This is a genomic window from Flavobacterium suzhouense, assembly GCF_042684765.1.
Taxonomy (GTDB): Bacteria; Bacteroidota; Bacteroidia; order Flavobacteriales; family Flavobacteriaceae; genus Flavobacterium; species Flavobacterium suzhouense.
Map to the genome: position 1 here is coordinate 25,120 of NZ_JBHUMD010000002.1, position 22,807 is coordinate 47,926.

The 22,807-nt window shown below is 39.9% G+C and carries 11 protein-coding genes; 4 read left to right on the forward strand and 7 right to left on the reverse strand.

What is annotated here, in order from left to right; all coding sequences use genetic code 11:
• The first annotated feature begins 23 nt into the window (after nucleotides 1-23).
• Entirely contained in the window at nucleotides 24-1,310 is a 1,287-nt protein-coding gene (locus ACFSR3_RS00825) for an NAD(P)/FAD-dependent oxidoreductase (RefSeq protein ID WP_379819285.1), read from the forward strand.
• A 45-nt stretch (nucleotides 1,311-1,355) separates the two neighbouring features.
• Here ACFSR3_RS00825 and tamL read toward each other — a convergent pair whose 3' ends face one another.
• Nucleotides 1,356-3,671, reverse strand: coding sequence for a translocation and assembly module lipoprotein TamL (gene tamL / locus ACFSR3_RS00830; RefSeq protein WP_379819286.1), 2,316 nt, complete (start codon nucleotides 3,669-3,671; stop codon nucleotides 1,356-1,358).
• A gap of 2 nt (nucleotides 3,672-3,673) precedes the next feature.
• Entirely contained in the window at nucleotides 3,674-8,764 is a 5,091-nt protein-coding gene (locus ACFSR3_RS00835) for a translocation/assembly module TamB domain-containing protein (RefSeq protein ID WP_379819287.1), read from the reverse strand.
• 183 nt (nucleotides 8,765-8,947) lie between these two features.
• Between ACFSR3_RS00835 and ppk1 the strand changes: the two genes are divergently transcribed.
• Nucleotides 8,948-10,960: a polyphosphate kinase 1 gene (gene ppk1, locus ACFSR3_RS00840; protein ID WP_379819289.1), complete on the forward strand. Its 2,013-nt coding sequence runs from the start codon at nucleotides 8,948-8,950 to the stop codon at nucleotides 10,958-10,960.
• On the opposite strand, the gene ACFSR3_RS00845 is transcribed toward ppk1, so the two are convergent.
• Together ACFSR3_RS00845 and ACFSR3_RS00850 are read right to left on the reverse strand one after the other, a co-directional pair.
• Nucleotides 10,957-11,094: a hypothetical protein gene (locus ACFSR3_RS00845; protein WP_379819291.1), complete on the reverse strand. Its 138-nt coding sequence runs from the start codon at nucleotides 11,092-11,094 to the stop codon at nucleotides 10,957-10,959. The two genes, ppk1 and ACFSR3_RS00845, sit on opposite strands and share 4 nt — an antisense overlap.
• Before the next feature lie 229 nt (nucleotides 11,095-11,323).
• The gene (locus tag ACFSR3_RS00850) at nucleotides 11,324-11,890 is read right to left on the reverse strand and encodes a pseudouridine synthase (protein WP_379819292.1); all 567 of its coding nucleotides are present in this window, start codon (nucleotides 11,888-11,890) and stop codon (nucleotides 11,324-11,326) included.
• A 77-nt stretch (nucleotides 11,891-11,967) separates the two neighbouring features.
• On the opposite strand from ACFSR3_RS00850, the gene ACFSR3_RS00855 reads away from it, so the two are divergent.
• Entirely contained in the window at nucleotides 11,968-12,423 is a 456-nt protein-coding gene (locus tag ACFSR3_RS00855; RefSeq protein ID WP_379819293.1) for an SRPBCC domain-containing protein, read from the forward strand.
• 44 nt (nucleotides 12,424-12,467) lie between these two features.
• On the opposite strand, the gene ACFSR3_RS00860 is transcribed toward ACFSR3_RS00855, so the two are convergent.
• Entirely contained in the window at nucleotides 12,468-13,745 is a 1,278-nt protein-coding gene (locus ACFSR3_RS00860; RefSeq protein WP_379819294.1) for an acetyl-CoA C-acetyltransferase, read from the reverse strand.
• Between the two features lie 129 nt (nucleotides 13,746-13,874).
• Here ACFSR3_RS00860 and ACFSR3_RS00865 point away from each other — a divergent pair, with 129 nt between their 5' ends.
• Entirely contained in the window at nucleotides 13,875-14,204 is a 330-nt protein-coding gene (locus ACFSR3_RS00865) for a hypothetical protein (RefSeq protein ID WP_114759210.1), read from the forward strand.
• 54 nt (nucleotides 14,205-14,258) lie between these two features.
• Here the strand turns inward: ACFSR3_RS00865 and ACFSR3_RS00870 are convergent, their stop codons facing one another.
• Both ACFSR3_RS00870 and ACFSR3_RS00875 read right to left on the reverse strand, forming a co-directional pair.
• On the reverse strand, nucleotides 14,259-22,052 hold the full coding sequence (locus ACFSR3_RS00870; RefSeq protein WP_379819295.1) for a fibronectin type III domain-containing protein: 7,794 nt from the start codon (nucleotides 22,050-22,052) through the stop codon (nucleotides 14,259-14,261).
• Between the two features lie 402 nt (nucleotides 22,053-22,454).
• On the reverse strand, nucleotides 22,455-22,807 hold a 353-nt coding region (locus tag ACFSR3_RS00875; protein ID WP_379819296.1), incomplete at its 5' end, for a gliding motility-associated C-terminal domain-containing protein.

The window sequence follows — 22,807 nt, forward strand, 5'->3', positions numbered from 1 at the left end:
GTGCGTTTTAAATAGAGAAATCCATGAGAATAGTGATAGTAGGAGGTGGCTTTGCAGGTATTAATCTTGCTAAAGGCCTCGCAGGTGACAAAAACTTTGATGTCACCCTTGTAGATAAGAACAATTACAATTTTTTCCCTCCGCTAATTTACCAGGTAGCAACTGCTTTTCTGGAACCTTCAAGTATAAGTTATCCGTTCAGGAAGTTATTCCGTAAAAATGAAAATATTCATTTCAGATTGGGTGAAGTACTTTCAGTAAGGACTGAAGACAATGTTGTTGTATTAAATAACGGGGAGCTGGAATATGACCGCCTTGTTTTTGCTACGGGTGCAGAATCAAACTATTTCGGGATGGAGAATGTTCGTAAGAACGCTATTCCTATGAAAACGCTAAATGATGCTATCGAGATGCGTAACAAGTTGCTTCAGCGCATGGAGAAAGCTGCTATCTGTAAAAATAGCCGTGAACGCCGTAAGTACCTGAATATAGTTGTAGCCGGTGGCGGACCTACCGGTGTTGAGGTTTCAGGGATGTTTGCAGAAATGCGTAACGGTATCCTTAGAAAAGAATACCCTGAATTGTCTACCAGCGTGAGTAATATTTACCTTGTGGATGGGGGAGATGCTCTTTTGGCTCCTATGAGCAAAAAATCACAGAAAGATACTTATGAAGCCCTTGAAAAGCTTGGTGTAATAATAAAACTAAATACACGTGTTGTCGATTTTAAAGATGACACGGTATATTTTCATAATGGTGAAACCATACAGTCTAAAAATCTGATATGGGCGGCAGGTGTTTCTGCTAAGACATTTGACGGTATTCCTGAAACAAGCTATGGTCGCGGTAAAAGATTTAGTGTAGATGGTTACAATAAAGTGGCCAACACAACTAATATTTACGCGCTTGGCGATACCTCAATTATGGAGGGTGTAGATAGCGCTTTTATGGGAGGTCACCCACAGTTGGCACAGGTTGCTATACAGCAGGGAACGCTATTGGCCAAAAACCTTAAGCGAGAGCTTAAGAATGAAGCCCTAAAAACCTTTAAATATAACGACAAAGGATCGATGGCCATTATTGGGAAAAATAAAGCTGTTGCCGATCTACCCAAGCCAGAGATGCACTTTAAAGGTTTTATAGCATGGATTATGTGGTTATTTATTCACGTTATGTCGCTTATCGGATACAGGAACAGGATTATTACAGCCTATAACTGGATGATTGCATATCTTTCTAAGGACCAGTCTTTAAGGATGATCATAAGACCTGATAAGAGCAGAAAGAAGGGGGAAGTCAATCCTGATTAATATATAGAAGGCATTCACCACGGTGAATGCCTTTTTTAATTTATGTTAGAACGGATATCCTATCGCTAAATTCAATACAAAATTTTCCTTTCGCCAGTATTTACTGCCCACGTCTATATCGTCCAATACCCAGCGGTCACCGTCGGGCAGCCAGGGCTTTCGTAATGGGAATGCACCATCAAGCCTTAATATAAGGAAAGACAGGTCTAGCCTTAATCCGATACCTGTACCTACGGCAAATTCTTTATAAAAGTCTTTAGAGATTTCGGCACCTTCCATTCCGTCTTTTTTGTTCCATAACCAGATGTTACCGGCATCTACAAATATGGCTCCGTGTACAACGCTGTATAGTTTCATCCTGTATTCAGCATTAATTTCCATCTTTATATCTCCCGATTGATCAGGAAGGAAAGAATTGGCAGTAACTGTAGTATCTCTATAGGTTCCGGGACCAATAGATCTAGCCCTGAATGCCCGTATACTGTTTGTTCCTCCTACAAAAAACTGTCTTATATAGGGAAGCTCTGAAGAGTTTCCGTATGGATATCCAAAACCTATGGTAGCTCTTGTTGCCAGTTGAGAGTTTTTACTGAATTTATGGTAAAATCTAAAGTCGTGTTCTGTTTTTGCATATTGGCTAAACGGAACTCCAAATACAGATATAGTGTCTCCTTTTTTAATATTGGCACCTGTGACTAACCCTGTAATATTTCCGGCAAGATCCAGGGAACCTTTGTAATAAATAGTATTCTTTTTAAACTGCCTCATCGTATTTGTATAGGTATACGAATAGGTTGGGCCAAAAATCAATTGTTTGTCTATGGCTCTTTGCAATGATCCACTTTGGTCATCTTTAATACGGTTTCTGTATTCCTCAGTTACATGGCTAGGACTAACAAAAATGGCATCAAATACTTTCAGTTCGTGCTCTTTGGTAATGTCTTCTTTCCACAGGTAACCAAACGATGTTTTGAAAGAATTCAGTGAATACAGTTTTTGCCTGTTTTGGTATTCATAACCTATAGCAACTTTGGTGCGTGGTACATAGGCACTTGGTGTCTCAACTTTAATAGGTGTAATAAATCGTGGCCATGTAAGGCTCACATCACTACCTATACGATATACATTATAACCCTTATTTTGCCCTGCCATTTGTACCTCAAGTCCTCCAAAGGCAGATATGCTCAAAAGTTCTGCAGCCTTAAAAGTGTTGCGGTTACTCCAGTTTACAGTTAGCTCACTACCATTATAGTTAGCAGAGTTTGTTTTGGCAGAAAGCTCCATCTGAATCGACTTTTTAGGCAGCGGAGTCAGAAAATAATAAGTATCTAGGGCTGTATCCAGTGAATCAGAAATTTTAAACTGGTTTTTTACGAATCTGAATGTACCCAGGTTAACCAGTCGGTTTAATGACAGGTTATGGTCTTTACGGTTATAAATATCTCCTTTGTGAAAGTATAAGGTACGATCATAGATTATAGGACGAAAGTTATGTTCTTTATCTATTATGGTATAATCTTTATATCTGGTAACAGAATCGTTTTCGGTAGGAGTGCTAAGGGTATCGCTCGCTGCACTTAATGAATAGTTTGGATAGATAAAAATGTTATTGATGGTATATACCTTTTTAGCCCTTTCAGGCACATCATCTTTCAGGCGAATCCTTAAATCTACCTGATGGTCGCCAACAGTACTGTCTACCCTTATAATGAGATAGTCTGGGTTAAAAAAGAAATAGCCTTTCTCTTTTAGTCTTTCATCTATACGGTTGCGCTCATCTTTAATCTTGTCCAAATCATAAGGAGAGCCTTGTTTTAAACGGGTTCTTCTTTTGGTTCGAGTTACGGCACTGTCAAGTCGGGTACCTAATGAGTCAGGCCATATCACATTGCGGATGGTATATTGTTTTCCTGGCTTTACAGTATATATGGCTTTAGCCTTCCTGTTGGATGAGGTAGAGTCGGCACTGGTACGTGATTTAAAATATCCTCGGTTTTCTGCTCTGTTTTGTAATACATCAGCATTATAATCCATATCCACCTGACTGAAAGTAACCGGTGGTTCGCCAACTTTATTCCTTAACCAATACTGAAAGCCTTTCTCTTTCTTAGGTTCTCCGGCAAAGTTGTACATACTCAGTTTAAAGCGCCATCCTAATATTGTCCTGTTAGGTTTAGGGCGCAGCAATTCCTGCATTTCTGACTTTAGTGCTTTTTTATCGCTTTTGCTCATCAGGCTGTCTTCAATTTTTACTTCAGCTCCGGTGTAAAGCATTTCACCCTCAGGCAGGTATTTCGTATTACTGCAGCTATATACAAGCAGTAAAAGAAAAGGGATGTAATATATTGGTTTGATTTTCATGCTTAATTTTCTTTTGGCGTGTCTTTATCCTTTTCTTCTCGGGCTTTACGTTCTTCCTCTTCTTTTTCCTGTTGTTTTTTCTTTTCTCTTAATTCTTTCTCTTTTCTAATCATTTCTTTTTCTTCTTCGGTCCTGTGGAAAAGCTCTCTGAATTTATTGTAATCAAGCGTAAATATCAACGATACTCCTGTTTCTATAACCTGTCCCTGTACAGCGGCATCATATTCATCTTTGCTGTAACCTCTAACAGTATAGCGGCCGTCTTTGGTTAACTGATAATCCACAGCAACGTCTCCGGCTATGTTATTGGTCTTTTCGTTAGTCTGTCCCTGACCTTCAACACCAACAGTACTGCCGACGGTAACTTTTAACCTGTCGTCAAACAATCTTTTAGAGGCACTGACATTCAGGTCGGTTCTGTTTTGCCTTTCTCCACTAGTGTAATCTTCAGACGATTCAAGATCAAAATTCAGTTCTACTCCCTGTATCAAATCGCTTGCAAGGTTGTTAAGCTGTTGCGAAAGTATTTTGCTCACACTCTGCCTTGCCAGCATTCCTGTAGAAGTTCCTGCTTCAGTAGAAAATGGGTTTTCTCCCACAAAACGGTTTAGTAACAGTACTGCAAACACCTGCTTGTTTAGCTCAGATGGCTCCTGACGTAATTGTTCCAGTTTGGCATTGGTAGTGTTTACCACTTTGGTCGATACATTATTACTTCCTTCGTCTAGCTCGATATCGAATGATAATTCAGGCTTAAGCAGTTCACCTTCCATTTTCAGGATGGTATTAAACGGAATTTTTTGTTTAAATGTGTTTTGTATCGACTGCTGTTCACCGGCGATCTGAGGGCCAACAAGATCAATAGGAGCAATGTCGGTTTTATAAACCGCGCTGATGTTTATATTGGCATCGGTAGGCTCGCCGGTCCATAATATGTAACTGCCGGATTGAATCTCAAATTTTCTTTTAATAAAGTTAAAGGTCATTTGGTAGGCACCTTCGCTAAATTCATAACGTCCGGTAAGTGTTGTCTTTCCTGATTTATCAATTCCGCCGGTAAGCTGTGCTTCCCCTTTAAGTTGAAGGTAATCTCCGTTTCCTTTATCAATAACCAAATTGAGTTCAGCTTCTTTAACCACTTCAATATTTACGAGTACATCCATGCCTTTTAATTCAGTAGAATTTACAGTCTGCTCAATTTTAAGGCGCTCCATCATTTCCTTATTGTCTTCATCTACAAACTCAACAATGCCCTCCCTGTCTGCAATCGACGGATCCTGTTGCGGCAGCACAACGGTAAATTTAGTATCGTCGTCTATTTTAAGATTACCACCTATTATTGGGCTTTCCGGTGTACCTTTTATGTTTAAATGCGTATCAAAGTATAGAGTGCCATAGTAAAAATCATTGTCTTTAGCCGTTGAATTCACAGCCCTGAAATCATCTGCATCTACGGTTAGGTTAAAAGCAAAATCCCTGTAATTTGTTGTGTTTACGGTTCCGTTAACATCAAGTGTATTATTTTCTTCATCATTTACCTGAAAGTTGTTCAGTACAATTCCGGTATCGGTAAAACGTATCTCATCATTCATGCCTTTAAAATATGCATTGAGCTGTTTTACTCTCAGGGCTACGTCATTAAAGTTCAGGTTACCGTTTATATCAGGATCGGTTGTTGTACCGGCAATTTTAAAATTGCCGGATAAGTATCCCTTACCATCTTTAATCTCGCCCATGCTAAATGCCTGAAGACTTTCAATATTCAGTTTGTTAATGTCAACATTCAGGTCAAAACTTTCAGCTTCAGCGTTATAATTACCGTCTATGGTTGCCTTGTTATCACTGCCGCTAATTTCAACATTGGCGGTATAAGTGTTAGCAATCTCATTGTTCACTTTAATTTTAATGTTTCCAACAGTGTCTTTACTTATTGCAAGGTTTTCAATGTTTAGGTCTGATGTAAATACAGGTTTAGTAGTAAGGTTTCGAAGTTCGGCCTTACCGTCAAGAGTTCCTGTTATTTTAATTTCCTGTTTATTGATGATATTAGTAAGCGTCTCGATCTTAAAATTATCAAGTTCAATGTCCAGCGGGGCATTTGGAGTTTCCGAAGCCGATTGTAATTTTAGTTCACCACTATCGCTCTTAATGTCAAAGTTGTTGGCATAAATACCATCTTTACCAAAGCTTATACTATTGTTTTCGTCTATTCTCCATTCCTCATAATTAAGCTTCAGTCCATCAGGGTTAAGTGAAAGTTCTGTATTCTTATCAGTAGCTTTAAGCTTACCGGCTATCCTGTATTGTTCTTCTTTTTTCTTGTCTTCTACCTGTAGTTTATAGTCAATAATGTTATCTTTTACACTACCGGTAAGTCTGGTATGCTCCAGCTGAAACTGTTCGCTTTGTACCTGACCTATTTCCACATTATAAGCCAGAGAATCCTGTTGGGTTTCTACTTTCAGATCAACGCCTGAAATGGTGTAACTGCCATAAACTATCCTCGGGATAGCCCCGTTTATTTTCAGGCTGTCAGTAGTACTGTCATAACGGCCTTCAATTTTAATAGGTTCTAATCGTGTTATCTGCGGAACCAGTTTATAAAGTATAGGGTCATTATCCACAACCAGTCCGAAATCAAACTGTTGCGGAACATTAGATTTTTTAGGTGTAGTAGGATTTGTATTGTAATATTTAGCAATAGTGGCCGAAAGGGCAGGACCAACCTGTGTGAGTTTATAGTTGCCTTTCATATAGGCCTTAAGGAATTGCGACTTGATCTGAATAGCGGTAGTATCAGGCTGGCTGATGGCCACTATGTTGATAGAATCCAGTGCGAACTGCTCTTTTTCGTTGGCAAACATAAAGCTATGCAGCTTAATAGTACCGTTAAGGTTATCCGGATCGGCATCAGCTATGTCAGCATCTACATTACCACGTAGTTTTAACGGCCCGGCATGCAGGTTCAGTTTGTTCAGATCGGCAATGTCAACATTAAGCCTTATTTTTCCGTTAGGATATTTACCGTTAAAGCCCCCATTGGCCAAAAGCTGGAACTCCAGATTAGGATCGGCCATATCTGCTTTGGCATCAAATTTACCATTACTGATGGCTCCGTCTACATTCAGGTTTTTATAAATGTAACTATTGTATTCAGCACTAACTATATTTGCCAGTACTTTGGCATTAGCAGTTTGAGGGTCGAGTCCCTTACCTTTTACTTTAGCCTTTAGCGTTATCCTTCCTATAGAGTCATTAGTAATCAAGGTTCCAACATCAAAATTATCGATGTCAACATCGGCATCATAAATTTCGCTGCCCTTTTTGCGCTGGTCAAAAATGGCTTTTACTTTAGCATTACCAAAGCTGCTGGTAAGATTTACATCTGTAGCAAAGTTGTTTATTTTTCCTTTAAATTTGGCTTTCGCCGAAAGATTACCCGGTAATTGTATGTTAGCAGGTAACGTACCTTTAGGGATGTAGGTATTGATGTCTTTTGATGTTGAGGTAAAAGCACGAACGTTCATGTCAAACCATGCTTTTTGCACATCAGGCAGGCCAATAATCCTTCCGCTGGCTGCAATTTTTGTTGCTCCTATACCACTTACTTCCAAATTGTCAATCTTAATGTCGCTTATCTTACCTTCTACACGGCTGTTGATGTTAAGTACACCATTGGCATTTCCTTTAAACGGAGCAGTGTCGGCAAGAGTAGGCACAAAGAGCAATACATCTTTAAAACCAATACGACTGTCTTTAATATCGGCATCTACTGTAAGGTTACCAATATCTTTTGTAATGGCATCCAATGAAGGATAAGAGACCGAAATATGGTCTTCAATCTGAGTATAGGGTGTTTCAAGATATAAATCATTAAGCTCGGCGCCTTTAGTTCCATACGAGAAACCTGTACGCAATTCCTCAACGTTCAGTCCGCTTTTTTCTTTTACGCTAAATGTTGCGATGTTTCCTGAAATGGCCTCAGTACTGTAAGACAGATCTTCAGCTTCCAAGTTCAGGTCGGTAATGTCAAGGTGTTTATAATCAATGCCTTTAGTGACTGGGGCAGAATTCTCATCATCAAATTTGAATGCCACATCTTTAATGTCTGTATTGGCAAGTTTAAATTTCCACTGTGCCTGTTGCACGGCAGTGGTTTCTTCTGGCAGCGATTCTTTAACCTGCTTTTCAAATTTCCCTAAGGCCAATTGCCCTTTGAGCCCTTCAATCTCAAGATTATCCAGGTCAATAAGCTGCTTTTTAAGATCAATGTCGTTAACCTTAGCAAATAGTTTTTTTAGTTTTAATCCGGTATCAAGGCGACTGCCTTCGTTGTCATAACCTACATCAATATTAGCAATATTAATTTTACCAAGCTTAAGTTTCAGGTCGGGTTGTTTAGAGGCTTCTTCAGCGGCTTTCTGAGTTCCTTGAGCAATTTCAGCAATCATTCCCTGTTTTAAGGTAAGCTTAAGACCATCCAAATTGATTTTTGGAACGCTATATTCCATCTTATCTAAATCGAATTTGCGGATACGGGTGTCAAAATGGGTTAGATTTACTTTGAGATCATTTTTGGTAATCTTATCGTCATAGCTAATGCGAATCCTGTCGAGGTTTACCTTGTTGATTGAAAATTTCATTGGAGCCGAAGTGGTGTCCTTTGGTTTGTCAGATGCAAAAGCATTGATGATGTAATCAAAGTTAAAAACAGCGTCTTCATTGCGCTTTACATTAGCAACAATACCCTGAAGATTGACAGAATTGATCTCCACCTCGTTGTCAAGCAACTTAAAAAGGCTTATATCAACAGCAAGTTTTTCGCCGGCTAATAGCGTATCGCCCTGCTGGCTTTCAAAATAAACACCCTCCAGAATTACCTTTTTGGGGAGTCCTATTTCTATCTTCTCAATATTAACGTCAGTGCCAATTTTCTTCTCCAGATAACTGATAGCCTTTTCTTTAGCTATGTTTTGAAAATAGGGGATTTGAAGCAATAGCACAAGCAATAGAAACAATCCAATAATCGATCCTATTGTCCAAAGGATGATTTTTAATCCTTTACGCAGGTATTTCTTAATCTTAGCATTCATTTGAGTTTTAAAAATAGTTATAAAATGACTATCACTCTTTTAAAATTTTGCTAAAAAATTACTTACAAAAATATTAGAGGTTATTCTTACTTTACAGATTGAGGTGTTTTATTGGATTAAAAGCTAACATAATCTTAACCGGTGTAAGCCTATTTGTTCGTAATTTTATTCTTATTTATTGCTATGCCTCATACAGATACCATTTTGCCTGTTCCGTTTTACCGTAACAGGGATATCAGCTGGCTCGAATTTAACGGGCGTGTTCTTGCTGAAGCTGCATCGGAAAATACACCTTTACTGGAAAAGGTAAAGTTTCTGTCTATTTATTCTTCTAATCTCGATGAGTTTTACAGGGTTCGCATTCCTGCTCTGATGGCTCTTAAAAAGCTGACAGGTAAAAAAACTGAAACCGACAGAAAAGTATATAAAAAGATACTTAAGGATATAAATGAGAAGGTATACGAGCAACAGCAACAGTTCGGGAAACTTTTAAAACAAGAGGTTTTACCGGTTCTTGAAGCGAACAACATTCATCTTATTTATGATAAGCCGTTTCCTGATGAGGTTAGGCAAGAGGCCAGAGATTATTTTTTCACCCGTATACTTACGTATCTCAAACGCATGGAACTGAATGCTGATACTGATTTCTTTTCCGAAAATAATAAACTGTATTATATGGTTTCGGTGACGGATACTGAAGGCACGGAATGTTTGCATATTATAAACATCCCTTCGGGAGAGATGCCAAGGTTTTTTAGTATCAATAATGAAAATGGTCAGTACATCTTGTTTATTGATGATATTATTAAGGAAAATCTCGATGCTGTTTTTCCGGATGCTGTAATCAACGGAGCATATACTTTTAAAATTACCCGCGATGCGGCATTAGAGTTTGATGATGATTATGAAGAAGGACTTGCTGCTCAGATGGAGAAAAAAATCGCCAAGCGCGACTTTGGTATCGCTACACGTTTTCTTTACGATTATGCAATGCCCGAAGAATATTTAAAAGTGCTTATAGAGTTACTGCAGCTAAAAGGGGCGAACGTTATAAAAGGGCGATCACACCATAATCTGAAAGACCTTGCTGAATTGCCTGTAAAAAACAGCGTGCTTGAATACCCAAAATGGTCGGCACTTCCTTTTGTATTTGAAGAGCGATCGCTGTTTGAACATATTCAAAAGGAGGATGTAATGATTCATACGCCTTTTCGCTCTTACGATACCGTGCTGCGTTTTTTTAATGAAGCAGCTATACACAATGATGTAGAGGAGATTTATGTTACTGTTTATCGTATGGCTCAGGATTCGCGAATAGCTAATGCCCTTATCAGTGCTGCCGGCAACGGAAAAAATGTTACAGTAATTGTTGAACTTAAAGCCCGTTTTGACGAATCAAACAACCTTAGATGGTCAAGAAAGCTTAGTGAAGCAGGAGTGACTATTATTCATAGTGTCCCATCACTTAAAATACATGCTAAAATTGCTTTGGTAAAATTCAGGAAAGGATATAAAATAAAAGCACTTGGATTATTGGCAACCGGAAACCTTAATGAAACCACAGCCCGCTTTTATACCGATCATATACTGCTAACTTCAAACGTAGACCTTACCCGAGAACTTAGGCATGTATTTAAGTTTCTCAGCTTGATGAAAAAAAGAGAAGCCAAAGATTTTTATGAATTCAGACATCTTTTAGTAGCACAGTTTAATTTAAGGGACAGATTTCTTGCACTTATTGACAGGGAAATTGATAATGCTAAAAAAGGACTTCAGTCAGGTATTACCATAAAGCTCAACAATCTTGAAGAGCAGGTTTTGATAGATAAACTATATGAAGCTTCAAATGCAGGAGTAAAGATCAATTTGCTGGTAAGAGGTATTTGTTGTCTTGTGCCCGGAATTGAAGGACAGAGTGAAAACATTACGGTGAAACGTATTGTTGACCGTTATCTTGAACATGGTCGTATTTTTATTTTCAGCAATAATGGAGATGTTGAGGTTTACCTCGGTTCTGCCGACTGGATGAACCGTAATATTTATCGTAGGGTAGAGGTATGCTTTCCGGTATATGACGCGAGAATTAAAGATGAGTTGATACACCTTGTCAACCTGCAATTGCGTGAGGAAAGTTTCGACGTGAAACGTTCGCAGGAAAAGATATATGAGTTTTTAAAAGATGAGGTAACGCATTAATTTTCTTCGTCTTCAACCTGAAGTATATGTAATATGCGATGTATTACGGGAGCAAAGAACACTGCAGTAATACTAAGAAAAGCTACGCCACTGTATAGTGCATAAATAGAAGAAAAATATTTTAGCGGCATCATTTGGCATTTCTGACACGGGACCCATCCCGGTCAGTATCATTGAAGCCATATAAAAGCTATCTACCCAGTTAAGGCTTGCAAAATGGCGATAGCCTAAAACCCCAATTCCTACCGAAAAGACTATAAGTGCTATGGCAACAAGGTGTAACGCCCCATTCGAAGTGCAAAACGTTTAACAGGTAAAACTTGTTGTCGGCGGTGTTCCATTATACGAATGTACTAAAAATAGCTACACGTCAAATCCTTCAACTTCTTTAACTTCTCCCGGCTGAAGATTTCCTAAATATACGTTGCCAACACGTACTCTTACCAGCCGAAGCGTAGGATAGCCAACCGCGGCAGTCATTTTGCGAACCTGCCTGAATTTGCCTTCGGTAACGGTAATTGATACCCATGAGGTTGGCCCGTGACGTTCGTCCCTAATTTTACGTCCGCGTTCAGGGAAATCTGGTTTTTCAGTTATTATGTGTGCTTCGCACTCACGGGTTACATAACGTGTTCCTTTAAAGCCAATCTCTACACCTTTTTTTAACTCATCGACAGCTTGCTGAGTGATAACGCCATCGACCTGGGCATAATATTCTTTCTCAACTTTTTTACTGCGCACAATCTCACTCATCATACCATCGGTAGAAAGCAACAACAACCCTTCTGAATCCTCATCCAGCCTGCCGATAGCCATAGTACCCTCAGGAAAATCATGTAATTCTCCCAATAGCTTTTTGTTGCGTTTCAGGTTGTAAATAAACTGACTCAGGTAACCAAAAGGCTTATAAATGATAAAGTGATGCTGCATGAGGCAAAGTTAAAGCTTTTCTCAGGATGGTGAAAACTGCTTATATTTGATATGCAAACAACAAACAATCTAAAAATATGACACCGCAAACACTTGAAATTAAAACTGCTATACAAATACAAAAGCCGGTTCATGAAGTTTTTGAAGCAATCGTAGATCCTGCTAAAATGTCGAATTATTTTATTGCTTCGGGCTCAGACCGGATGGAAACGGGAGCAAAGCTTACCTGGCGTTTTCCTGAGTTTGATATGGATGTACCTGTGAGGGTGGGTGAGGTACGCAAATATGAATACATTTCTTATTACTGGGATAATGCCGATAAAGAAATGCTGGTTGAAATGACGCTAACGGCTAAAGGTAACGATACCATAGTAAGAGTAATGGAAAAAGGCGCACCCAATGATGAAGCCGGCATAAAATGGCTTATGGGGAATACTGAGGGCTGGGCAAACTTCTTAGCCTGCCTTAAAGCATGGCTGGATCACGGCATCCATCTTAGAAAAGGTGCTTTCGATTTTATGTTTGAGAAATAGGGTATTTTATAATAAACGGAAAGGCTATCAGATGATAGCCTTTTCTATTTTTCAAGTATTACAGTCATTCCCTGTCCTCCGGCGGCACATACCGAGACAAATCCGCGTCCGCTGCCTTTTTCATGAAGCAGTTTTGCCATGGTAGCCAGTACACGGCCTCCGGTTGCTGCAAACGGATGTCCTGTTGCCAGGCTGCTGCCATTGATGTTAAGTTTTGCAGGGTCGATGCTACCAAGTGCCTCAACTCCAAATTCTTTAGACAATTCAGGGCTTTCCCAAATTTTCAAAATAGCCAATACCTGTGCCGCAAAGGCTTCGTGTATTTCATAATAATCAAAATCCTGAAGCCTAAGCCCTGCTTTTTTAAGCATTCGCGATGCTGAATATACAGGAGCCAATAGTAAATTGTGTTTGTTCTCAATATATTCTATAGCCGCCATTTCGGCATGAGTAATATAAGCGAGTATAGGCAGGTTGTTTTGTTTAGCCCATTCTTCACTGGCAATGAGCAGGCATGAAGCCCCATCTGTTAGTGGAGAAGAATTTCCTGCTGTTAGTGAGCCATTTTCTTTATCAAAAGCAGGTCTTAGCCTTGCCAGTTTTTCCATAGTGGTATCACGGCGCATATTGTTGTCCTGTTCGAGTCCCATGTATGGAGAAAGCATATCCTTAAAAAATCCCCTGTCAGTAGCAGCTGCCATTTTCAAGTGACTTTGCAGCGCATAAGCATCCTGTTCTTCTCGTGAAATCTTGTAATATTTAGCAGTATACTCAGTATGTCCGCCCATAGATAATCCTGTTCCGGGCTCAAGGTTTTGAGGAGCGACAGGCGTAAAATCGCTAAAGCGTATTCCGGCAAGATGCTTAAGTCTTTCCAGGGTTCCTTTACTGCGACGGGCTGCTAAGAATATCTTTCGGATATGTTCGTTAAACTCTAAAGGAACATTACTTGTAGAATCGACTCCTCCTGCAATACCACATTCAATTTGCCCCAGCGCAATTTTATTAGCGATATAAACAGCCGATTCGATTCCTGTATTACAAGCCTGCTGAATATCGCAGGCAGGGGTTTTTGGGTCGAGGGAGGTATGTAATACACATTCCCTCATCAGGTTTATTTCCCAACTATGTTTAATAACAGCTCCACCCGCAACCTCGCCCAGTTCTTTTCCATGGAGTTTATAGCGGTCAATAAGGCCATTGAGTGCAGCGGTCATCATATCCCTGTTGTTGGCTTGGGTGTATGCGGTATTGTTTCGGGCAAAAGGGATACGGTTGTATCCCACAATGGCTGCCCTGCGAAAAGGAGTATCTGTTGGCATAGCGAATGATTTATTACTACTAAGTTACTTAAATTCTGTCAGAGTCACTTAAAGTAATACAATCTTAATATTAGAGTAATCACTTATTCTCTTTCAATTTTAAGATTTGCACCACCAATAAAACACACTATGGGATTATTTGACAAACAGTTTCAAAAGCTAAAAAAAGAATTCAGTAAAAAAAATACACGCTATTATCGTGAGGGGGTAAAAGAACTGGAAGAACTATATGAAGAATTAAAAGGGGCTTATGAAGCCTTAGATATGATAGCGTTAGAGTTTTCGGCATTTAAAGATTTAGTTGCCAGCAGTCTTACCGAAGAAGATAATTCAAAAATGGAATATTTCAATCAACATTTTAAAAAGCTGGACAAGGTTTCAAGAGATGCAGTTCGTGACGTGAGAGACCTTTTAAGAAATCAAAAGAAAAGGCTGAGAGAAGCGATTAACGAAGAGTAAAATGAAACAGCCCCGCATCTGCGGGGCTGTTCTTTTATAAGGTGTTTTTAGATATTATTCCTGTCTGTTAATGTAAATCCATCCGGTGTCAGTGCCTCCGGCTGTACGCTCAATAACATAATAGTAAGTACCTGTAGGCAATTCATCACCTTTATTGGTTTGTCCTACCCATTCGTTTTTATAGTTGTCTTTGGTATATACTTCCTGACCGTAACGGTTAAAGATAGCTAACCTCTTAACCCCAATGAACTCAAGGTCAAAGTAATCATTCAATCCATCATTGTTAGGTGAAATACCTTTCTGGATGCTACATCCAATGCCATCTACTGTAAACATTTTTGTGGTTTCGCAACCATTTATGGTAACAGTTAAGAACAGATCCATTGGGAATGTATCGTTCTCAGGAGTGCTGTTAGCATATTCAGATACATTGATGATATTCGAATCTGTACCTATGGTATTACCCGAAGCATTAGACCATCTGAATGAAATGGCAGCATCTTCGTTACTAAAGTCTCCGGTAACAGGAGAAGCTGTTACTACATAGTTTGTTCCTTCACACTGTCCGTTGAAGCTGAATTCATACTGGCTTACGATAGTGAAAGTAAATGTTGACGATCCATCATGAACACAGTTTGCAGCATCACCTATGATTGTATAAGTAACAGTATGCATACCAGGGTTACTCGCGGAAATGTCTACCATACCTGTTGTACCGTCAATTACAAGTCCTGGAGTACCGCTAAATGTACCGCCTGTTGTAAAGTTAGGATCAAGGTTTGGTGAAGCATCAGCAGCATCAAAACAGAAAATGTCGTTATAATCAAAAGCAGTTACCGGAGTAAACACCTGAGTGATGGTTATGCTCGCAGTACCTGTACCTGCTGCAACACAGTTTGGTACGTTCTGACCTATTGCATAAGTAACAGTATGTTCTCCAGATGTACTTGCAGCAATATTAATTTCACCTGTTACAGGGTCAACTACAAGTCCGTTATCTCCTGTAAATGTACCACCTGTTGTAAAGTTGGTATCCAGAACAGGTAGTTGGTTAGCCGAGTCAGAACATACAGGAGTCGTATAAGAGAAACCTGTTATCGCATCTGCTAAAGGAGTTATAGTAATTATTGTACTTGAAGTGTTTCCAGAGTTACATACAGAAGAATCAGGATTTACAGTATAGCTAACTGTATACGTTCCAGCTACACTAAGATCAAGCAATATTTCTCCTGTTGCAGGATTTAAGATAAGTCCCGGTTGAGATGAATAATAACCTCCAGGTGTTTGTCCCGTAGCAGGAACAGCAACCGGATTAACATCTTCCTGACAGATGCTTGTTACAGCATAAGTAAAGTCAGTAACAGGAACGATTGAAGGATTCACCGTTACCACGATTTCAGTTCTTGCGCTTTCACAAGAGTAAGCAGAAACCTGGCTTACATAATAACTTGTCACTCCTGCAGTAGCAGTAGAAGGTGTTGGAGCAACTGTAGATGCAGTTCCACCTGTAGCCTGAGTATACCAGTTAAGTGTATTTCCTGTAAGTGCTGTCGCAGTAAGCGGAGCAGCAGTAGCATTTTGACAATACTCAAGAGCAGGCATAGCAGCCGGAGCAGCCGGTATTGGGTGAACATTAACTGTTATTGCAACTCTTGGGCTTTCACACTGATCAGTCGCTTTTTGAGATACATAATATGTAACACTAGTTTCAGCATTTGTATCCGGAGTTGGTGCAGTAGTATCTGCAGTACCACCAGTTGCTGTAGTATACCAGTTAAGTATATTGCCTGTTAGAGCAGTAGCTGTTAATTGAGCAGGAGTTTCGCCTACGCAGTAGTCAATTGTTGATACAACAACAGGCTCTGGTACACTACCATTGTCATAAGTAACTTTAATAGCACTACTACAGTATGCAGTTGTCCAGTTGAACCAATATTCGCCATTTGCAGCAAATCCGGTTATAGTTGTTGTATTACTGCTAGGATCTGCAATTTCTGTTGGTGAAGGGTTAGTAGGGTATGCACTCCACTCACCTGTTCCTGAACCCACAACAGTAACTACGTTGTCTATACATGTTGCCTGTGATGGCGTTACAGAAACTACACTGTTGTCAGCAGTAAACCTAATGCCGTCAAGGAAGTTACCGGTACTTAGAGCAGTAGGTCCGGTAGCAGAAGTTGAAATTGCAATAAACATAAATCGTGTTACGGTTTGTCCCGCAGGTACAGTATATGTTCCGGTATAAGTAACCCAGTTGTCTTTACCTGTTGAAGCTACAGTAACTGTTGATAGTGTTCCTCCAGGAGTACCGGCTTGTAATTCTAAAACATCTGGACCTCCGGCAGATCTTCCTTTGTGGCCAAATGAGTAGGTAAATACAGTACCGGCAGGGCTATCATAATCCTGATAAAGTCCTGAAGGTTCATAAGCATTTAGTTCTATAAACTGGTTTCCTTCATAACCAGGGTGTGACTCCATGTTTGGAACCGGCCAAAACTCCATTCTGTTATCAGATGCAGTTGTTCTCCATCCCTGTACAGTATTTTGGTAAACGTCCGTAGCAGGGTATATTCCGGTAACAAGCGGGAATTCAAAACTTGGATTAATTGTTGTGATAAGACAATCCTGCGGATTACCTTCAGATGGTGGCTCCGGAGTATTAACACAAATTTTAAATACAGTGTTTAAGTTTGCGGTAGTTGCATTTAGATAACATCTTACTTTGTAAGTTGCTCCCACCACAAGGTTACGAGCCATCATTACATTCGTGGTAGCACACTGTAATTGTAACAACGATCCACATGTTTCACCCTGATATAACTCTATAACTACGGCTTGAGAAGCAGTACTGTTAATTGCAAAATTATCAAGTATAATGTTAGCACGATCTGAAGTAGCTACAAATTCATACCATATATCGGCAGCATTCGATCCACCACAAGTATATGGCTGTGGAGAAGGAGTAGCACCAGTGTACATAGCAGTTGAAGATGACTGGCATTCCTGTCCGTAAGAGTTTTGTAGAAGGGTATAAGCACCTGTACATTCGTCATTACCAATTGCGGTTTGGAATGCAAACGGACCTGCCCATTTACTCTTGTCAGATGAACTACAAACAGCTCTTACATAATATACATAATTAGAAGATGGCTGAATAGCCGGATCTGAATATGTGAAAGGATTAGAACCTGCACTTACTCCAGGAGTTGATGCTGTAGGAGTTTGAGAGCCTGGCGTAGTAACATATACTTCCCAAGCTGTTGCTGTACCTGCTTCAGTCCAGTTAAATGTAGCTCCGGTCTGTGTTGAAGCTGTTGCTCCAAGAGCAGTAGGCTTAGGACATGTAATAAGCGTTAAATTGATATTATCAATAGCTCCCGCCGGCTGGTCTCCCGTGAAGGTGTTGTTTGTCCATTCGAATATAATACGCATGTTAGTGCCTGCATATCCTGTAGTATTCAGAATGTAGCTCTGGTTAGTCCAGTTTGCGTTGTTGGTAACAGTACCTAATAACTGACGATCTGTACCACTGGCAGTAATTGTTGTACCAGGTGTGGGAACAAAAGTATTTATCACACGCCAAACCTTAATATAATCTACCGATGCCTGTCCTACTGATTTCCAGTCAAAACTAAGGTCTACAGCTGTTGTGCCTGTAGGGATAATGAAATCTTTATAAGCATGAACCGTCGAGCCGGCTGTAACTGTATACGTATTAGTAACACCACCATTATCACTTATATAAAGTGAATTTGAAGGGCTGTTATAAGTAGCATCGCCAACAACCCATCTGTTTGTTTGCGTACCGTTTTTAATTACCCATCCATGTGTTGTACCATCAAAGTTTTCATCATAGTTAAGGCTTACAGGTTCTAATACAGTATTAAACTCATAAGGACCTAACCATAAACTCTTACCACCCGATCCACAATCATTTCTTACCCAGAAGTAATAAGTAGTTGAAGGCGGAAGACCTGATAAGGTTACAGCAGCTGTAGGAGATGTTCCTAATGCTGTGGTTGATACTCCTGGAGGTGTTGGCTCCTGAGAATAGTAATACTCATAAGTAGGAGAGACTGTTGCTGGTGGTGTCCAGGTAAATGTAACTCCTCCTGAGTTGTTTACAGGCATTTGTAAATTAGAAGATGCCGGACATGTAACCACTTTAAGGTTAATGTTATCTATAGCAGCAGGTGGTTGCTGACCTCCGGAAGCACTATTTCTCCATTCAAAAACCAAACGCATTGTTTGTCCCTGAAGCGCTGTTGCAGGGATAAGAATGTTGGATGTTTGCCAAATAGAGTTCAACTGGAAGTTACCTCCAACCTGTACACGCCCTGTTCCCGCAACTATAGCAGTTCCGGCAGCCGGTATGTAACTTGTAGGTACCAACCATATCTTGAAATAATCAATGTTAGACTCTCCCATACCTCTCCAGTCAAAAGTAAGCACTAGTTCCTCAGCAGGATTAGGTATAGTAATGTCTCTGTAGGCATGTACTAGTGTTGTTGCGCTAAGGTTGTAATTATTAGTAGCACCATTAGTATCTGATATGTATAGTGAGTTAGGTGCACTGCTGCTAGCAGCGGTTCCAACTACCCATTTATTAGTTTGGGTCCCGTTTATCAAATCCCAGTTATGCGCTCCCATATCAAAATTCTGGCTATAATCCATAGTCGCAGGAATTTGTGGTGTAAGGAAGCTAACAGGACCTACCCAGTAACTTTTTGAAGTTGAACAATCCGTTCTTACCCATATATAATATGTAGTAGATGCAGGAAGGTTCGGGATAGACACGGTCGCTGCTGTAGTTGATCCTGAAACAGTTGTAGCTGCTGTTGGAGGTGTCGGGTCTGTAGATAGATAATATTCATAACCTGATGCGCCTAAAGCAGGAGGTGTCCAGGTAAATGAGGCATCTGTCGAGGTTAGGTTAGACATAGTAAGTGCCGATGGCTGAGGACACTGTACAACTTTAAAGTTAATGTTGTCAATTGCAGCCGGTGGCTGATTTCCTCCAGTTCCATCATTTCTCCACTCAAATATCAGTCTTCTTGTAGATCCACCAAGGTTTAATGATCCGGCCTGAATGATGCTCGAAAGATTAGTCCATGAACTATTTAGTGATAATGCAGTACCCACCTGAGTAGCATTGGCTGTAGTAATTTGTGTACCTGGTGTCGGATTGAATGTAGTTGGAGCGATCCATACTTTTATCCAGTCCAATGTTGCGGCTTCTGCAACGCTTTTCCAGTCATAAGTAAGTTCTATCTGGTCTACTCCGGCAGGAATAGTGATATCTCTATATGCATGTACAACAGATGCTGCACTTGTATTGTATGAATTTGTTGTGCCGTTATCCTGAGAGATATATAACGAGTTTGCAGGGCTATTGCTTGTAGCAGGACCTACCACCCATTTATTGGTTTGGGTTCCGTTACTTAAAGCCCATCCGTGCGAGGCACCATCAAAATTCTGAGCATAATCCATAGTCGCAGGTATCTGCGGAGCTATAAATGATAATGGTCCTGCCCATGTACTTGTGTCTCCTGTACCACAATTTGCCCTTACCCAGAAATAATAAGTTGTAGAAGGCTGTAATGGTACATTTGTAGCAGTTGTAGTTGCAGAAGTACCTGTTTCAGGCGTAGTAGCCACCGGTGTAGTAGGTGAAGTACTTAAGTAATACTGGTATCCTTGCGCGGGTACAGATGTAGGTGCTGTCCAGCTAATGTTTACAGAGCTGTTTGTAAGTGTTCCGGCAACAACCTGAGGTGCTGAAGGAGCAGGACATGTAATTACTGTAAAGTTGATGTTATCAATAGCTGCCGGTGGTTGTGCACCTGTAGCAGCAGTATTTCTCCATTCTAATACCAGTCTTCTGGTTTGTCCCTGAATTGCTGAGACATCAACCACACCGTTAAAGGTGCTCCAGTTTGCATTGTTATACAGATCGTTACCGATTTTAATATTGGTTGCTGATCCTACAAGTAGTGTTCCGGGAACCGGGGTAACAGTTATAGGCAGCAAATAAGCTCTTATGTAATCATTTGCTGCTGTTTCACCAATACTTCTCCAGTCAAAAGCAAGGTTAAGACTGGTTACTCCATTAGGAATTATTACATCTCTGTAGGCATGTACTACAGAAGCAGATGTAATAGTATAAGTATTGCTTGCACCATTATCGTTACTGATATAAAGTGATTGCGAACCGCCATTGTTTACTGCACTTCCAACAACCCATTTGTTTACCTGAGTTCCGTTGTTTATTGTCCAGTTATGAGGCGATGTTTCCCAATTTTGAGTATAAGGTATCGTAGCAGGAATTTGCGTTGTACTAAACGCAAAAGGTCCACTCCAGATACTAAATGTACCATCACCACAGTTTGATCTTACATAATACTCATAAGCTGTTGAAGGCTGTAATGTGGTACCATCAGTCATTGAAGTCGCTGTGATGGTATTTGACGTTACGTTTATTCCTGCTCCTGTTGGTAGTCCTGTTCCCGCCGGCTGAACAGCAAGCTGCCATGAGGTAGCAGTACCTGCCGCCCATGTTAGGTCCCCACTCGTAGGAGTTGGGTTAGAAGCTGCAAGTCCGGTTGGTGCAGCACAATATACCTGTTGTATTGATAAAGTATATGGAGTTGTTTGAGCTGCCGTACTGGTGGATATAACAATATAAATACTGTTTCCGGCAGTTACCGGTAAAGTAGCAATGTTTACATTTCCGATGCCTCCACCTATACAAGCTACATTAATGTCTGAACAGTTGTCATATACGAACATAGCCGCTCCGGTTCCGGAGTTAGTCATGCTTATATTCAGGTTACCTGTTACAGTAGGGGTATAAGTATATACTACATCATTACCCGAAAGATAGGTGCCTGTTGTACCACAGGTTGTACCCGGAGCTCCTTCATATACATCGCTAAAGTTAGATGTATTGTTGGTGGTTGAATATGGTATTGTAGGGACAACTAAAGGATAATTACAACTTTCGCCAAGTGTTCCTGTTTTAAAGAAATAAGGCCCTAACCACGCACTTTGTCCGGTATCAGGGCATATTGCTTTTACAAAAGCCTTGTAGTTTGTACTGGCCGTAAGACCGCCTTTTGTATACGGTGGCTGTCCTGCATAGGCTTCACCTACACCGGTAGATGGAAGATTAGCTTCTAACACCTCAATTTCCCAAGATGTGGCTCCTCCGTTATTTATCCAGTTAAATGTAGCTGAGTTAAGACCAACACTTGTAGCGCTTAACGTAGTAGGATCGGCACATTGCGCTGTTACTCTTACATCGTCAATAAGCCAACGGTCACAGTTGTCTCCTTCCATTACAAATGCAATGTGTGCATTTCCTGAAATTGCCGGCAGCGTAATTACTTTTTCGTAGTAGGTAGTTTGTAATGGATTTAATGTTGTTTCTGTCCAGGTTTGAAGATCCGTATATGCAGTCAAATTGTTTGGATCTGCATCGGTTGAGATCTTAACCTTGTAAACACCTCCCTGATCACCGGCAAGTGTAAGCCTCGAGAAAAATCGAAGTTGTGCATTAACCGGCATGTTAATGTAAGGAGTGATTAACCAGTCTTTCGGAATTTGCATTCCGGTGGCAACGTTTTCCCTGTCCAGATAGGCGGAGTAGTTACCATTATTGGAGGGTTTTGTAGAACTGTTCGCTTCTCTAACCCATGTTACATTGGGTCCCAGTTCATTCACCACTGTCCATCCGGGTGGTGCGGCAGGTGTACCTGTCCAGGGATCTTCAAATCCCTCGTTGGGTAACTGTGCAAAACCACAAATTGACATTAGCAAAGCTAAAATCAAGAAAGTAATTTTTTTCATATCAATTAGTTAATATTAGGTTTAAGGCTCTAAAACTAACTAAAAAAGAAATGTCAGGATTTTATTTACAAAACAAAAAAGTGAATAATTAAGTTTACAAACAAAATTATTGAAGATTGTTATGTTTTTAACTTAATTTTATTTTATAATGTCGACGTATTCTTATATATTATGAGATTTTTTATCTAAAATCCAATAATTAAGAAAAATTCTATAATTGTGTGAAGTTATGATTTTTTATAAAACGCGAGAAAAATTTTTGGTTTTATTTAACATTTTTTACATTTATTAAGAGTGGTTTTTAAAGCTTATGCCAATTGAAAAATATAACCTGCATTTAGTACTTATATAAAAAAAAGAGCCGTTGTAAAACGGCTCTTTTAAATTAAAAATTTCTGGTTCTTATTGCTGTCTGTTAATATATATCCAGCCGGTATTATTTTCACCGGTAGCACGTTCAATAACGTAAAAATAAGTTCCTGTAGGCAGTTCGTTTCCATTGTTGTCCTGGCCACCCCATTCTTTCTTATAATCGTTTTTACTGTATACTTCCTGACCGTAACGGTTAAAGATACTCAGCTTTTTCACGTTAAGCGCAGTAAGATCAAATACATCATTCATGCCATCCCCGTTTGGAGAGATACCTCTTTGTATTTCACAACTAGTATCAGAGACAATGATAGAATCTTCACCGGTGCAACCTTCGGCAGTTGTAATAGTTACAAAATATTCACCTGCTGATGGAGCAATAAACT